This is a genomic window from uncultured Phyllobacterium sp., assembly GCF_902479695.1.
GTDB classification, from domain to species: domain Bacteria; phylum Pseudomonadota; class Alphaproteobacteria; order Rhizobiales; family Rhizobiaceae; genus Phyllobacterium; species Phyllobacterium calauticae.
Genome location: NZ_CABSQF010000056.1, coordinates 1 through 14,341 on the forward strand (window position 1 = coordinate 1; position 14,341 = coordinate 14,341).

Genomic DNA, 14,341 nt, shown 5'->3' on the forward strand with positions numbered 1-14,341 from the left:
GCGGATCACCGCCCCATCTTCGGCGGGGCGGGAATCTTTCACCTGAGTATCCTCAGACTGGCAGTAGGGACAACGCATGGTTTAGCTTTCCGGAGATGATTCTGAAATCGTTAGGGAAGATAGTGGCTTTCGGTACGATATAAAAGCACCCTGGCCGCAACGATGTGTCAAAGAAATGGTTGGTGTGGCTAATCTTGACCGGCGGGTGGCAAAGCTGCTGTGCGTGGTTCGACACGCTCACCATGAGGGAGGTGAGTTGGCTTCAAGCTAATCGCAAAGGTTGCAGGGTATGGCTCCTTGCAATCCTCCATCTCCCTCATGGTGAGCGTGTCGAACCACGCACTTCCGCCCGCACCCGCAAACAAAAATGGCGGCGCTCAAGCACCGCCATTTCCAGTATTTCTCCCGGATTTACTGTCCGAGATAGGGGTAAAGCGGGAAGCGGCCAGTCAGCTCGACCACCTTGGTCTGCACGGCCTTTTCAACCGCTGCATTGCCCTCGTCGGAATTGGCAACCTTCAGGCCATCGAGCACTTCGGAAATCAGATTGCCGATCTCGGTGAATTCGGCCGCGCCGAAACCGCGCGTCGTGCCGGCCGGTGTGCCCAGGCGCACGCCCGAGGTGACGAACGGCTTTTCCGGGTCGAACGGGATGCCGTTCTTGTTGCAGGTGATGTTGGCGCGGCCAAGCGCGGCTTCCGCACGCTTGCCGGTGGCATTCTTGGGACGCAGGTCCACCAGCATCAAATGGTTGTCGGTGCCGCCCGAAACGATGTTGAGGCCGTTCTTCTTCAGCGATTCCGCCAGGGTACGGGCATTGTTCACGACATTCTGGCCGTAGGTCTTGAATTCCGGCTTCAGCGCTTCGCCGAAAGCCACGGCCTTGGCGGCGATGACATGCATCAGCGGTCCGCCCTGCAGGCCGGGGAAGACAGCCGAATTGATCTTCTTGGCAATATCGGCGTCGTTGGTCAGGATCATGCCGCCGCGCGGGCCGCGCAGGGATTTGTGCGTCGTGGTGGTGGTGACATGCGCATGCGGCAGCGGCGACGGGTGCACACCGGCAGCCACGAGACCGGCGATGTGCGCCATGTCGACCATGAGATAGGCGCCGACCGCATCGGCGATCTGGCGGAAACGCTCGAAATCCCAGACGCGCGAATAGGCCGTGCCGCCGGCAATGATCAGCTTTGGCTTGTGCTGATGCGCCAGGCGTTCGATTTCGGCCATGTCGAGCAGGTTGTCGTCCTGGCGCACGCCATAGGAAACGACATTGAACCACTTGCCGGACATGTTGACGGGCGAACCGTGGGTCAGGTGCCCGCCGGAATTGAGGTCGAGGCCCATGAAGGTGTCGCCCGGCTGCAGCAGTGCCAGGAATACGGCCTGGTTCATCTGGCTGCCGGAATTCGGCTGCACATTGGCATATTCGCAATTGAACAGTTTCTTGGCGCGCTCGATGGCCAGTTCTTCCGCGATATCGACAAACTGGCAGCCGCCATAATAGCGCTTGCCCGGATAACCCTCGGCATATTTGTTGGTCATGATCGAGCCCTGTGCCTCAAGCACGGCACGCGAAACGATGTTTTCCGAGGCGATCAGCTCGATCTCGTGGCGCTGGCGGCCCAGTTCCTTGCGGATGGAGCCAAAAATTTCCGGATCGATGTCTTCGAGTGATGCGTTGAAAAATGTATCTGCAACGGAAGCGCTTGCATTCGACATGGTGCCTGGACCCTCATTTGCCGGTAAGTGAGTAGGTATTTCCGGCGCATTATCATACTTAAACGATCAAGGCCAATGGCCGGTGGGCGAAAAGCACTAGCCCGAAACCGCCATCCACCATTCAAATGCAAAAAGACCGCCCGGAGGCGGTCTTTGCAATATCAGCATATTCAAGCAGATGCAGCGATCAGGTGTTGGTGCCGATCGACAGGGCCTGCTGGCCATCGCGCTCATAAATATCGTCGCGCAGCTGGACGACGCCGTCGCCGGTCGACCAGGCGCTGACATAGACGAAATGCAGGGGAACCGGATCGGCAACGGCGATCGGCGTGTTGACGCCGGATTTGATCGTCGCATCCATGGTCTGGCGGTCCCAGCCCGGCGTGTTGCGCAGCAGCCAGACATTCAGGTCGCGCACGTTCTGCACGCGCACGCAGCCGGAGGAATCGAAGCGCATCAGCTTGTTGAAATTGCCCTGCTGCGGCGTGTCATGCATGTAAACCGCGTAGGGATTGGGAAAATTGATCTTGGTCGAGGACATGGCGTTGATCTTGCCCGGGTCCTGACGGAACATCAGCTTGACCGCATCGTCGGTGTTCCAGTCGACGCTTTCCGGCGGCACTTCCTGGCGCTGTTCGTTGAACAGGCGGATCTTGTTGCGCGTGAGGTATGTCGGGTCCTTGCGCATCAGCGGGATAATATCCTTCTGGATGATCGACTTCGGTGCCGTCCAGTAAGGGTTGAGAATGACTTCGGAGATCTTGGAGTCGAGAATCGGCGTCTGGCGGTCGATCTTGCCGACAATGGCCGTATGGCGCTGCACGACGCGGCCGCCCTCGACGGCCTCGATCTGCGCGGCCGGAATATTGACCATGACATAGCGGGCGCCCTGGTTGGCAGCGGCGAGCGTGCGCACGCGCTCCAGATTGGTCTGCAGCTGGCCGAGCCGGATATTGGCCGGAATGTTCATGGCGGCAATGGTGAACTGGCCCATGACACCATCAGCGGGAAGGCCGTGACGGGTCTGGAAACGCTTCACCGCCGCATCGACATAGGTGTCGAACGAATTGGAAATGCCGGCGCTCGCGGACAGATCGCCCGATACCATCAGGCGCTTGCGCAGGATGGAAACGGAAGGATCGACAACGCCAAGTTGCAGTTTGGTGGTAACCGGCACGTTCGGCCAGCCGCCACCGGCAACGATCTGGTTGTAGCTGTTGATGGCCGCCTGAATGAAGGACACCGTCTCGGGGCTGGCAATCGGCTGGAAGCTGGCCACCTTGGCATGGGCGCTGGAGCGTGCGTCGAACTGATCGTCCCAGTTGCCGCGGCGTGGAGAAGCAAGGATGTCGTTGATTGCGGCATCTTCCGCCCAGGCGGACGATGCAATGGCAGCCAAACCAGCTGTTGCCACGCCCGTGAGGAATGTGCGGCGATCAAGCGCTGATGATCCTAGTTTCTTCATAGTATTGCCCAACCCAATTGGAAGTTCTGTAACCAACCCGTCGCCTCATAACGCAGAACACGGATTATGGTTTCCAAAATTATCAGGAACACCCTTAATAAACAGCAACTTTTGCACTGATCGCGTTATCGTGATGGTTCGAGCGCCGATCAGCCCGTGCGGAGGCCGCTATTTAAGCTTCACTGAATTATGGAATAACTCAAAACGCCTTTCCACGCCATTATGGCGGATTGATGACTTTTGGCCCGCAGGCACAGCCCTGCACAGCAAAGCCCGCCTTCGCTGTCACGCGAAGCCGGGCTTTTGTTTGACAGTGGTTTCGAGGATTACATGCGGTAGGCGATGGTATCGTTCCAGAAGCGGTCGAGACGCTGCAACGCCTTGTTCATCGACTGGAATTCTTCCGCCTTGATACCGCCGACATGCTCGATCGACGCCACGTGACGCTCGTAAAGGCCTGCAACCAGTTCGGCCACTTCATTGCCCTTCTCCGTCAGGCTGACGCGAACCGACCGGCGGTCGGTGCGTGAACGCTCGTGGGAGATGAAGCCGAGCTCGACCAGTTTCTTCAGATTGTAGGACACGTTCGAGCCGAGATAGTAACCGCGGCTGCGCAGTTCACCGGCGGTCAGTTCAGCATTGCCGATGTTGAAAAGCAGCAATGCCTGGATGGCGTTGATGTCACTGCGGCCGTTGCGGTCGAATTCATCTTTGACAACGTCAAGTAAACGACGATGCAAACGTTCGACCAACTGAAGTGCTTCAAGATAAAGAGTCCGCAATGCTGTATCATTCACGGTCGCATGCGGGCTCGTGCCAGACTTTCTCTGTATGTTGTTCATAATACCTGCCTCACTGTTGTTTCGGTGTATTTTTCTCACCGTTGAGGCAACACTATCGAATACGCATAAAATTCGAATTAAAACTCAGACTTAACAGTACCTTACCACGAGGCATGCAATTTCAGGCTTAATGAAGACTTACCGCTGCGGCATGGCCTGCTGGCGCTTCTGCAGCAAAAGCACGATACGGAAGGCGATATAGAGCAAGGCGACGCAGCCATGGATAACGGCGATTGCGGGCCGGTAATAAAAGTATTCCCAGAACACCGTGAACATCAGCGTCTCACCCGCGGCAGCCACGAACCAGATGACGGGACCCCAGGAAACCATCATCCAGAGCCCGGTCGCCGCCACGGGAAACAGCATGGCCAGCGACACGGACGCCACCTTCCATTGCCAGGGCATCAGGTCGAAGCGCCAGAGCAGCCCGTCGTAATAGCCCATGATCTGCACCCAGTAACCGACACCGGCCGCGAGGCAATACAGCGACACCAAACGCAGCAGCCAGATGAATCCGGTCTGGGCCAGGGTCGAATCGAAGGGCAGATGGGTGGGCTTCTCGATCATGTAAGCTGCAGTTCCCGCTCGCCCAGCGGCGCGAAATAAGCGTCCACCAGCTCCGGCGTCACGTCTTCGACCGTTGCCGGCTGCCAGACCGGCGCATTGTCCTTATCGACCAGCAGCGCCCGGACACCTTCATAGAAATCATGGTTTTCCAGCATTCGGGACAGGATCCGGTATTCCATCTGCATGCATTGATCCATGTCGAGATCACGTCCTTCTTCGATCTGCCTGAACGTCACGTGCAGGCTGGTGGGAGAACGTGTCCTGACGATATCCAGAACGCGCTGCGCATCCTCGTTTCCGTTCACGCCAGCGGCAGCCAGGCGAATGAGACAACCGCCAAGCGTTTGCGAATCGAAGAGCACGCCGATCATATCGCGTATTTTTTCACTGGTTTCATAGTCCGGATTGATCGTTTTGCCGTGCAAGGCTTCCGCCGGGTCGCCTGTTTTGATCAGGCTATGGCGGATCGCCTCCTTGTCCTGCGCCCGGATCGCATGGGTGGCAATGCCGCTCTGCAGGCAATCGCCCTGGCGGATACGGTTGCCGGTCAGGGCAAGATAGGTGCCGAAATGCTCGGGCAAATGCGGCAGGAAGGCGCTGCCGCCCACATCGGGAAAGAAGCCGATGCCGACTTCCGGCATGGCGAACATGACATTTTCCGTGACGATCCGGTGCGAGCCATGCACGGAAATGCCGACGCCACCGCCCATGACGATGCCGTCGATCAGGGAAACATAAGGTTTTGGAAAGTGGCGGATGAAGGCGTTGAGCCGGTACTCGTCGTAAAAGAAGTCATAGAGCGGCTTGCCCGCCTGCCCCGCATGGTAGACGGCAAGAATATCGCCGCCCGCACAAAAGGCGCGGCCTTCCCCCTCAACGACAACGCAGGCGATATCGGGATCGGCGGCCCAGGCCTGCAGGGCGCGATGCATCGCCCGGACCATGATCGGGGTCAGGGCATTGAGGGCTTTCGGGCGTGTCAAACGAACCAGTCCGGCCTTGCCCCTGGTTTCGAATACTATTTCGCCTTCGCCGCCGAAATCGATTTCCATGCACCCCTCCTCATTGATTATTATGAGGTTAGGAAACTCCGGCGCACCGCGTCAATGGATCACATCTGTTGCCAAGCATCTTGGTCCGAGGGGGGAAGCCTGTTAAAACACTTCTAAACAACAGCAGAAAGTCCGCTGCACGCGGATAAGGCAGCCATCATGAACAAAGTTTCCCCTTTTCATGCCAGCACCGGCAGGACCGTCGATGAAATCACGCAGAGCCGCCGCCTGCGCCGCATGCGCAAGGCCGACTGGTCGCGCCGCCTGGTTCAGGAGAACCAGCTGACGGTGAATGACCTGATCTGGCCGATCTTTCTGTGCGAGGGAACGAATCGCCGTGAAGACATTGCCGCCATGCCCGGCGTGCAGCGCTTTTCTGTGGATATGGCCGCGCGCGAGGCGGAACGTGCCGCAAAGCTCGGCATTCCGGCCATTGCCACCTTCGCCAATATCGACCCGGCGCTGCGCGATGAGACGGGATCGGGCATTCTCGATGCCGACAACCTGATCAACCGCGCCACCCGCGCCATCAAGGACGCAGTGCCGGAAATCGGCATGATCACCGATGTGGCGCTCGACCCGTTCACCAGTCATGGCCATGACGGCATTCTGCGCGACGGCATCATCGTCAATGACGAGACGGTGGCGCAGATCACCCGCGGCGCCGTGCTGCAGGCAGCGGCCGGTGCCGATATCATTGCACCGTCCGACATGATGGATGGCCGTATCGGCGCCATCCGCGAAGCGCTGGACCAGAATGGTTTCCAGGATGTGGCGATCATGGCCTATGCCACCAAGTTCGCATCGGCCTTCTATGGCCCCTACCGCGAAGCCATCGGCACGTCGGGACGCCTGAAGGGCGACAAGAAGACCTATTACATCGATCCGGCCAACACGGACGAGGCGATCCGCGAAGCGGAGCAGGATCTGGCGGAAGGCGCGGATTCACTGATGGTCAAGCCCGGCCTGCCCTATCTCGACATCATCCACCGGCTCAAGCAGACATTCTCCGTCCCGACATTCGCCTATCAGGTGTCCGGCGAATACACGATGATCAAGGCTGCCGGCGCCAATGGCTGGATCGACGAGGAACGGGTGATGATGGAAACGCTGCTGGCGTTCAAGCGTGCCGGTTGCGACGGCATCCTGACCTATTTCGCCCCGCTTGTCGCCGAGCGCCTGAAAGCCGGCCTGTAAAAAAATCTGCTTGAATTTCCATTCTGGAGTTCCCACGTTCTGCAGCACGGCACTGTGTCCGTGTGTTTGAAACGGGAAACGAAATGAATACGAGCGCGCTTGACGGCGAAATAATCACCAACCGCCTGGATGACTGGCGGATGTATCAGGGCGTGCGGTCCAGCCGCGTTTTCGCGTTCCTGATGGATTATGTCATCGTGTTTTTCCTGTGCATCCCGGTCGCGATCGTCATCGCCATTCTGGGTGTTGCAACGCTTGGCCTTGGATGGATGCTGTACGGCATCATGTTCCCGGCCGTGGCGCTCGCCTATGTGGCGACAACACTCGGCGGACCGCGCCAGGCAACCAAGGGCATGCAGATGATGGGCCTCCGGCTCGAACGTCTTGACGGCCAGAAGGTCGATGGCCTGCTTGCGATCGTCCATACGGTGCTGTTCTGGGGATTGAATGTGGTACTGACACCGCTTATCCTGCTCGCAACTTTCGTTGTCGACCGCAAACGCACGGTCCACGATCTTCTTCTTGGTACGGTCGTCGTACGCGCATATCATTAATCCAGAAGGCTCCCGTCGGGAGCCTTCTTCCTTTACCGGCCACATCCATGACACATCTCAGGCTTGCTGCTCTCGCCGCAATGGCATTTGCATTCTATGGTTCCGGACTTGGCGACAGCATCGCTGCTTCGCCGGCCGGACGGTTTTGCGGCGAGGTGATTTCAAGCGGCGACTACCGGGATGTCGTCACGGCGCTCAATGTGGATCGTGATGGCCGCATATCGGGCACATACCAGATCGAAGCGCGCGATGGCCTCGTCATGGGAACCCTCGCGGAAAAAGATCCGGCCAAGGGAACCGAGCGCACGATGGTCTGGGTCGACAAATACGGCTCGGGTCTGCTGACCATTCGCTTTTCCAACGATTACCGTTCCTTCGCCGGCCGCTGGGGCCGTACGGTCGACGGCAAGGCGGACGCGCCGAGCCATTCATGGAACGGCCAGCCCTGCTACAATCTCAATGACGAGCACGGCTGACATTTTGCTTGGCACCTCGGTCCTGGCCGTAACGTTTGCAACGACGACCCGCGACATTCACATCTGAATGCAATATAATTGAATTGACGTTTTCGGGGGTCTTACGATTCTATAGGGGTTGCAGACTGTTCCAGGATAACGAATGACGCATCAACCGCAGCAATCACCGCAGTTCTTCCTGACAGCACCCTCGCCCTGTCCTTATCTGGAAGGGCAATTGGAGCGCAAGGTTTTTACACACCTCGTCGGCGGGCGCGCCGCCGAGCTGAATGATCTCCTGACCCAGGGCGGTTTCCGCCGCTCCCAGAACATTGCCTACCGTCCGGCCTGCGAGAATTGCCGGGCCTGCGTTTCCGTGCGGATTCTGGCCGGGGAGTTCAAGCAGGACAAATCCATGCGCCGGGTCTGGAACCACAACCGGGACCTGATCGGCAATATCCACCAGGCGGAGCCTTCGACCGAACAATACGCCCTCTTCCGGCGCTATCTCGATGCGCGGCACAACAAGGGCGGCATGTCGGAAATGACGGTGCTCGACTATGCGATGATGGTCGAAGACACCCACGTCCCCACCCAGATCATCGAATACCGCCGCCGCGGGCCGGATTCCTTCATCACCAAGAAGGGCGAAGGCGAGCTGATCGCCGTGGCGCTGACCGATGTCATGGGCGACGGGTTGTCGATGGTCTATTCCTTCTTCAATCCGGATTACGCCGACCGTTCGCTCGGCACCTTCATGATCCTCGATCATATCCAGCGCGCCGCTGCCGCCGGCCTCCCGCATGTCTATCTCGGCTACTGGGTCGAGGGCTCGCGCAAGATGCAGTACAAAATCCGCTACAAGCCCCAGGAACATCTGGGCCCGAAGGGCTGGGAACGCCGCGATTGAGCTGGGTTGTAGCACATCCTATTGCAATTCACCCCCCTCTGGGCTGCCGCCCATCTCCCCCACAAGGGGGAGATCACATCGACATCAATAGTTTACCAGTTTTGCTGCCTTTGAGATTAACTGAAACAGCTGTGAAGGCTGATCTCCCCCCTTGTGGGGGAGATGTCCGGCAGGACAGAGGGGGTGACCGATTGGTTCCAGCACCGCTTACCCGTTTCCTTCGAAACAGATTAATGAATCCCGGCCCTAGAATAAGCCAGCGCTTGCGGCTAATGCTCGGGCCTCAAAACAAGAAAAAGACTTGGAAAGTCAGAGGAAATGTCCCAACCGCATCTCGATCACCGCAAGGGCCTGCTCATCACGGGCATAGGCGGGCTGATACTCTCCGTCGATATCCCGCTGCTGCGCCTCGGCCAGGGGGAAACCTGGTCGACGCTGCTCCTGCGCAGCGGCACGACCTTTATCTGCGCCCTGATCATCTGGGCGGTGTGGAGCATGGTGACCGGCCGGGTCAAAACCATCCTGCCGGGGCGGATCGGCTTTGCCGTGGCCGGGCTTTACGGCCTGGGCTCGATCTTCTTCATGATCGCCGTCTACAACACCTCGACGGCCAACCTTGTCTTCATCCTGGCGTTCAACACGGTGTTTGCCGCGCTGCTTTCCTGGATTTTCCTGAAGGAGCGCCCGAAAACCGCAACCTTCGTCGCCATGTTCTTCATGCTGATCGGCGTGGGGATTATCGTGCGCGAGGGCCTGTCATCGGGGCACCTGTTCGGCAATATCATCGCCCTGATGTCGACATTCTTCCTCGCCTCCGCCATCACGGTGACCCGCGCCTCGAAGAAGGATATGAGCTTTGCGGCCATTATCGGCACCGTCCTGCCGATGACCGTGGCGATTTTCATGGTTTCACAGCACGGATTTTCCGTCGCGGCGCCCGGCTGGATCATCTTCAACGGCGCCGTGGTGACGACAATCGCCTTTGCCTGCCTGGCGACCGGCCCGCGCTTCCTGTCCGGGCCTGAAGTGGCGATGTTTTATCTCCTGGAGACGGTTCTGGCGCCGATCTGGGTCTGGCTGGTCTTTGCCGAACGTCCGAGCGACCCCACCCTGCTCGGCGGCATCATCATCATCACCACGCTGGTCAGCCATTCGATCTGGCAGATGCACAGCGCCCGCAAGCGCTCGCGGATGGCGGCGTTCCGCCACCCGATCTGAGAACCCCTATTCGGCTGCCTCGCTGGCGTAGCCCGGTGCCGGATAGGCGGGCACGGTACGCACGCCAGGGCGTGCGGCTGCTTCGGCTTCGTCCGGCTTGTTCGGACGGAAGCCCCAATGGAACGCACGCGCCATCCAGCGGCTGAGATCATCCATGATCGTGTAGAAGGATGGCACGAACACCAGCGACAGGACGGTCGAGATCAGCAGCCCGCCGATCACCGCGATGGCCATGGGCGCCCGGAACTCGCCGCCGTCGCCGAAGGCCAGCGCCGCCGGCACCATGCCCGCGGACATGGCAATCGTCGTCATGACAATGGGACGGATGCGCTTGCGGCCCGCATCGATGATGGCCTCATTGCGCGGAATGCCGTGCTTGACCTCTTCAATGGCAAAATCGACCAGCATTATGGCATTCTTGGTGACAATGCCCATCAGCATGAGAATACCGATGACCACGGCCATGGATACGGAATTGTTGGTGAGCAGCAGGGCGGCGGCCACACCGGCAATCGACAACGGCAATGACATCAGGATGGTGAAGGCATGGAAGATACTGCCGAAGAGCAGGATCAGCACCACGAACACCAGCATCAGGCCCATGATCATCGCATCGCGGAAACCGGCAAAAACCTCGCCCATGACTTCAGCGTCGCCGGTTTCCTGAATGCGCACGCCGTCCGGCATGGATTTGACCTGCGGCAAGCCCTTGACGATGGAAAGCCCCTCGCCGATCTCCTTGCCGCCGGCCATGTTGGCGCCGACAACGACGCGCCGTTGGCGGTTGAAGCGTTCGATGGACGACGGTCCCTGACCGAAACTGACCTGCGCGATGGATGCCAGCGGCACCACGACGCCGGATGGGGCGGTCACGGTCAGCGTGTTCAAGACAGTCAGGTCGCGGCGGGCGTCCTCGGTCAGCTGAACCCGGATCGGAATCTGCCGGTCACCCACGGTGTATTTCGCCAGATTGGCATCGAGGTCGCCAAGCGTCGCCACGCGCAGCGCATCGGAAACGGCCGACGTGGACAGGCCAAGCTCGGCCAGCTTGTCCATGCGCGGTGTCACGATGATTTCCGGACGGTCCAGCGCAGCGCTGGAGGACACCGCCTGGAAGCTGCCCGTTGCCGTCATGCCGCTCTGCATGGACCGGGCCTGCTCGCTCACCTTCTGCCCGTCCGTACCGATGACGCCGACGGCAAATTCGCGCTCGCCGCGATCATTGACAAAGTTGGCGCGCAGATCCGGCACTTCGGAAAGCTTGGCGAAAATCTCGGCTTCGATCTGCTTCTGGCTCCGGCTGCGCTCGCTCTTGTGGCTGAGCTTGACGATCATGGTCGCGCGGCGCGTGTCCGTCTCGCCCTTTGGCGACGACCCGCCGACGACATAGGTCTGCTGCACTTCCGGGATTTCCCGGACCCGCAGCGCCGCTTCATCGGTGACGCGGCGGGTTTCATCGATGCGTGAACCCGGCGTCAACTCGAGATTGACCGCCACGCGCGCCTCGTCCTGTGCCGGGACAAACCCGGATGGCAGGAACCCCATGGCCCAGATGGCCGTTGCAAATAGCAGGACGCCGCTGATCAGCGTCAGCCAGCGATAGCGCAGCGTCACGCCAAGGAAGCGTGTATAGGCGCCAACCCAGCCGGTGTCATTGTCCTCATGGTGCAGGTTCTTGCCGTCGCGCAGGAGATAGGCGGTCATCATCGGCGTGATCAGGCGCGCAACCAGCAGCGAGAAGAACACCGCCACGGCGACCGTCAGGCCGAACTGCTTGAAATATTGTCCGGCAATGCCGCTCATGAAGCTGACCGGCGCAAACACCGCAATGATCGTCACGGAAATCGCGATAACCGCAAGTCCGATTTCGTCGGCCGCCTCCAGCGACGCGCGGTAAGGCGATTTGCCCGACCGCATGTGCCGGACGATGTTCTCGATCTCCACGATGGCGTCGTCGACGAGAATACCCGTCACCAGCGTGATGCCGAGCAGGCTGATCAGGTTCAGCGAAAAACCGAGCATATCGATGGCCCAGAATGTCGGGATGGCGGACAGAGGCAGGGCAATCGCCGCGATCAGCGTCGCGCGGATATTGCGCAGGAACAGGAAGACCACGACGATCGACAGCAGCGCGCCTTCGACCAGCGAGCTCATGGCGGCTTCATAATTGCCGTAGGTGTAGTTCACCGCATTGTCGATGATGCTGAACCGCACATCGGGGTATTTCTGCGTCAGCAGGTCCATGCGGTCCTGAACCCGCTTGAACACATCCGCATCGCTGGCACCCTTGGCGCGGAACACGCCGAGGGACACCACGGTCTGGTTGTTGACCCGGGCAAAGGATTTGGGTTCCTGGAACGAATCCGACACGGTGCCGATGGCATCCAGCCGGACAGAGCGGCCGCCGGCCAGCGGAATTTCGACGCTGCGCAGGTCGTCCAGCGTGCGGGATGCGCCAGGGGTACGGATGGTCTGCGGGGTTGACCCCAGATCGCCGCGCCCGCCGGTCAGATCGGCATTCATCGATTTCAGCGCGCGGTTGACGTCAAATGCGGTCACGCCCAATGCCGTCAGACGGTCCGGATCGAGCGAGACGCGGATTTCCCGCGTCACGCCGCCATAGCGTTCGACACGGCCGACACCCTTGACGCCCTGGATATCGCGCAGAATCTTGTCGTCGACAAACCAGGACAGTTCCTCGGATGTCATCGCCGGCGCGGAAATCGCATAGGTCAGGATTGATGACCCCTCGACATCGACAGAGCTGACAATGGGTTCCTTGATCGTGGCAGGCAGATCGCTGCGGATACGGGTGACCGCATCCTTGACATCGTTGAGCGCCTTCTGCGTATCCACTTCGAGGCGGAACTCGACGAGCGTCGTCGAAATGCCTTCGGTCAGCGTGGTGGTGACGTTCTTCACGCCGGTGATGTTGGCAACCGAATCCTCCACGCGCTTGGCGATCTGGGTTTCCAGCTCGCTCGGCGCAACGCCGGGATCGGTGACCGCCACGGAAATCAGGGGAACATCGATATTGGGAAAGCGGGTGATCGGCAGCTTGGAAAAGCTCATCAGGCCGAGAACGACGAGCACGACAAACAGCAGGATCGACGGAACCGGATTGCGGATCGACCAGGCGGAAATGTTCCAGTTCATTTGACTGCCCCCGTCGTTTCCGCGGCAATGCGCATGGGCGTCACCCGGTCGCCATTGGCAACGAACGTACCGGCCCGCGCGACAACCTCTTCGCCGTCGGCAAGCCCGTCGAGCACTTCCACAGCGCGGTCATTGCGGATGCCGAGGGTGACCTTGCGCGTGTCGACCACGCCGTCCTTGACCACCTGCACAAGGGCCGTCGGGCCGCGATAGACAACGGCCGAGAGCGGGACGCTGACGCCATTGCGCCGGGTCAATTCGATGACCGCACGGGCAAAGTTGCCGGGCCGGATCGCGTCATTGTGCTCCAGTGAAATCTTCACCGCACCGAGGCGCGAGCTTGCGGTGATTTCCGGGGAGATGAGGCGCACCCGGCCGGAAACCGGCTGCTCCATGCCGGACACGCGCACAGCCACCGGCATGTCAGGCTTGAGGCGCGGCAAATCCACTTCCGGTATATTGGCCGAAAGTTCGAACTCGCCGTCGCGGGCGATGCGGAACAGCGGACCGGCATTCATCGACACAATGCCGCCAAGCAGTGCATTGCGGCTGAGAACGACGCCGGTCGTCGGTGCCTTGACGTCGGCCTTTTCGATGCGCAGCAGAACGTCGCGTTTCTGCGCGGCCACCAATTGCAGCTGCGACTGGCTGGCAACCAGCGCCTGCCGGGATGTGTTGAGCCGGGCATTGGCGCTGTCATAGGCGTTGGTGGCATTGTCGAAATCGGCTTTGGAGGTGATGCCCTTGGCCGACAGGGCGCGGGCGCGGTCGAGCGCTTCCTGGGCCTGCCGGACGGCGATCTGCGCATCGACGATCTGCGCCTCCGACTGGGCGATGGATGCTTCGGCCTGGGCGCGCTGCGCCTCGATCTGCGCCAGCTGGATTTCGAGGGATGATTTGTCGAGGCGGGCGATGATGTCGCCCTCCTTCACCCGGTCACCCTGATCGGCGCCGAGTTCGAGCACGATCAGCCCCGTCACATCGGTTCCCACGGCAACTTCCTGACGCGGAACGATGGTGCCGGTGACGGTGATGGACGCGACCATCTCGGTCTCGACGGCCGGAATGACATTGATGACCGGCGGCTTGACCGCCTGTACGGCCGTCTTGTCCTCGGCCATGGCGGCAGGGACGAGCGCGGCGGTGAGGCCGAGGGCCAGAACGACGGATGCCAGAAGTTTAGTGCGACGGTTGCGCATCGGA

At 60.0% G+C, this 14,341-nt stretch carries 12 protein-coding genes and 1 pseudogene; 5 read left to right on the plus strand and 8 right to left on the minus strand.

Annotated elements, in window-relative coordinates; all coding sequences use genetic code 11:
* The 6 genes and pseudogenes from RDL77_RS22140 to RDL77_RS22165 all read right to left on the minus strand — a co-directional run.
* Nucleotides 1–78 (minus strand): annotated as a pseudogene (locus tag RDL77_RS22140) (transcriptional regulator NrdR); the annotation flags it as partial.
* Nucleotides 79–411: 333 nt separating this feature from the next.
* Nucleotides 412–1,722, minus strand: coding sequence for a serine hydroxymethyltransferase (glyA, locus tag RDL77_RS22145; RefSeq protein ID WP_223615718.1), 1,311 nt, complete (start codon nucleotides 1,720–1,722; stop codon nucleotides 412–414).
* 187 nt (nucleotides 1,723–1,909) lie between these two features.
* Nucleotides 1,910–3,199 (minus strand): murein L,D-transpeptidase, encoded by a 1,290-nt coding sequence (locus tag RDL77_RS22150; RefSeq protein WP_374042779.1) that lies wholly within the window; start codon nucleotides 3,197–3,199, stop codon nucleotides 1,910–1,912.
* 314 nt (nucleotides 3,200–3,513) lie between these two features.
* Nucleotides 3,514–4,029: a transcriptional regulator LdtR gene (ldtR, locus tag RDL77_RS22155; RefSeq protein WP_105735615.1), complete on the minus strand. Its 516-nt coding sequence runs from the start codon at nucleotides 4,027–4,029 to the stop codon at nucleotides 3,514–3,516.
* Nucleotides 4,030–4,167: 138 nt separating this feature from the next.
* Nucleotides 4,168–4,596: a DUF6163 family protein gene (locus tag RDL77_RS22160; protein ID WP_223615716.1), complete on the minus strand. Its 429-nt coding sequence runs from the start codon at nucleotides 4,594–4,596 to the stop codon at nucleotides 4,168–4,170.
* A complete protein-coding gene (locus RDL77_RS22165; protein WP_288194732.1) occupies nucleotides 4,593–5,648 on the minus strand; it encodes an enoyl-CoA hydratase/isomerase family protein in 1,056 nt (351 codons plus the stop codon). The genes RDL77_RS22160 and RDL77_RS22165 overlap by 4 nt, the downstream gene beginning before the upstream one ends.
* Nucleotides 5,649–5,807: 159 nt before the next feature.
* Between RDL77_RS22165 and hemB the strand changes: the two genes are divergently transcribed.
* The 5 genes from hemB to RDL77_RS22190 all read left to right on the plus strand — a co-directional run bounded on the left by hemB (nucleotide 5,808) and on the right by RDL77_RS22190 (nucleotide 9,982).
* The gene (gene hemB, locus RDL77_RS22170) at nucleotides 5,808–6,845 is read left to right on the plus strand and encodes a porphobilinogen synthase (RefSeq protein ID WP_226904791.1); all 1,038 of its coding nucleotides are present in this window, start codon (nucleotides 5,808–5,810) and stop codon (nucleotides 6,843–6,845) included.
* An 83-nt stretch (nucleotides 6,846–6,928) separates the two neighbouring features.
* Nucleotides 6,929–7,399, plus strand: a complete 471-nt coding sequence (locus tag RDL77_RS22175; RefSeq protein ID WP_288194733.1) for an RDD family protein — start codon at nucleotides 6,929–6,931, stop codon at nucleotides 7,397–7,399.
* Between the two features lie 47 nt (nucleotides 7,400–7,446).
* Nucleotides 7,447–7,875 carry a hypothetical protein gene (locus tag RDL77_RS22180; RefSeq protein WP_223615713.1) on the plus strand — a complete coding sequence of 143 codons (429 nt, stop codon included), beginning with the start codon at nucleotides 7,447–7,449 and terminating at the stop codon, nucleotides 7,873–7,875.
* 142 nt (nucleotides 7,876–8,017) lie between these two features.
* Nucleotides 8,018–8,764, plus strand: a complete 747-nt coding sequence (locus tag RDL77_RS22185) for an arginyltransferase (RefSeq protein WP_223615712.1) — start codon at nucleotides 8,018–8,020, stop codon at nucleotides 8,762–8,764.
* A gap of 318 nt (nucleotides 8,765–9,082) precedes the next feature.
* The gene (locus RDL77_RS22190; protein WP_223615711.1) at nucleotides 9,083–9,982 is read left to right on the plus strand and encodes a DMT family transporter; all 900 of its coding nucleotides are present in this window, start codon (nucleotides 9,083–9,085) and stop codon (nucleotides 9,980–9,982) included.
* Between the two features lie 6 nt (nucleotides 9,983–9,988).
* On the opposite strand, the gene RDL77_RS22195 is transcribed toward RDL77_RS22190, so the two are convergent.
* Nucleotides 9,989–13,138: an efflux RND transporter permease subunit gene (locus RDL77_RS22195; protein WP_288194734.1), complete on the minus strand. Its 3,150-nt coding sequence runs from the start codon at nucleotides 13,136–13,138 to the stop codon at nucleotides 9,989–9,991.
* Nucleotides 13,135–14,337 (minus strand): efflux RND transporter periplasmic adaptor subunit, encoded by a 1,203-nt coding sequence (locus RDL77_RS22200; RefSeq protein WP_288194735.1) that lies wholly within the window; start codon nucleotides 14,335–14,337, stop codon nucleotides 13,135–13,137. The genes RDL77_RS22195 and RDL77_RS22200 overlap by 4 nt, the downstream gene beginning before the upstream one ends.
* Nucleotides 14,338–14,341 lie beyond the last annotated feature (4 nt).

Bases quoted from the DNA above. Each gene is read 5' to 3' on its own strand.
- glyA (WP_223615718.1), bottom strand. From the start codon at position 1,722: ATGTCGAATGCAAGCGCTTCCGTTGCAGATACATTTTTCAACGCATCA.
- RDL77_RS22180 (WP_223615713.1), top strand. From the start codon at position 7,447: ATGACACATCTCAGGCTTGCTGCTCTCGCCGCAATGGCATTTGCATTC.
- RDL77_RS22160 (WP_223615716.1), bottom strand. From the start codon at position 4,596: ATGATCGAGAAGCCCACCCATCTGCCCTTCGATTCGACCCTGGCCCAG.
- ldtR (WP_105735615.1), bottom strand. From the start codon at position 4,029: ATGAACAACATACAGAGAAAGTCTGGCACGAGCCCGCATGCGACCGTG.
- RDL77_RS22175 (WP_288194733.1), top strand. From the start codon at position 6,929: ATGAATACGAGCGCGCTTGACGGCGAAATAATCACCAACCGCCTGGAT.
- RDL77_RS22190 (WP_223615711.1), top strand. From the start codon at position 9,083: ATGTCCCAACCGCATCTCGATCACCGCAAGGGCCTGCTCATCACGGGC.
- RDL77_RS22165 (WP_288194732.1), bottom strand. From the start codon at position 5,648: ATGGAAATCGATTTCGGCGGCGAAGGCGAAATAGTATTCGAAACCAGG.
- RDL77_RS22185 (WP_223615712.1), top strand. From the start codon at position 8,018: ATGACGCATCAACCGCAGCAATCACCGCAGTTCTTCCTGACAGCACCC.
- RDL77_RS22195 (WP_288194734.1), bottom strand. From the start codon at position 13,138: ATGAACTGGAACATTTCCGCCTGGTCGATCCGCAATCCGGTTCCGTCG.
- hemB (WP_226904791.1), top strand. From the start codon at position 5,808: ATGAACAAAGTTTCCCCTTTTCATGCCAGCACCGGCAGGACCGTCGAT.
- RDL77_RS22200 (WP_288194735.1), bottom strand. From the start codon at position 14,337: ATGCGCAACCGTCGCACTAAACTTCTGGCATCCGTCGTTCTGGCCCTC.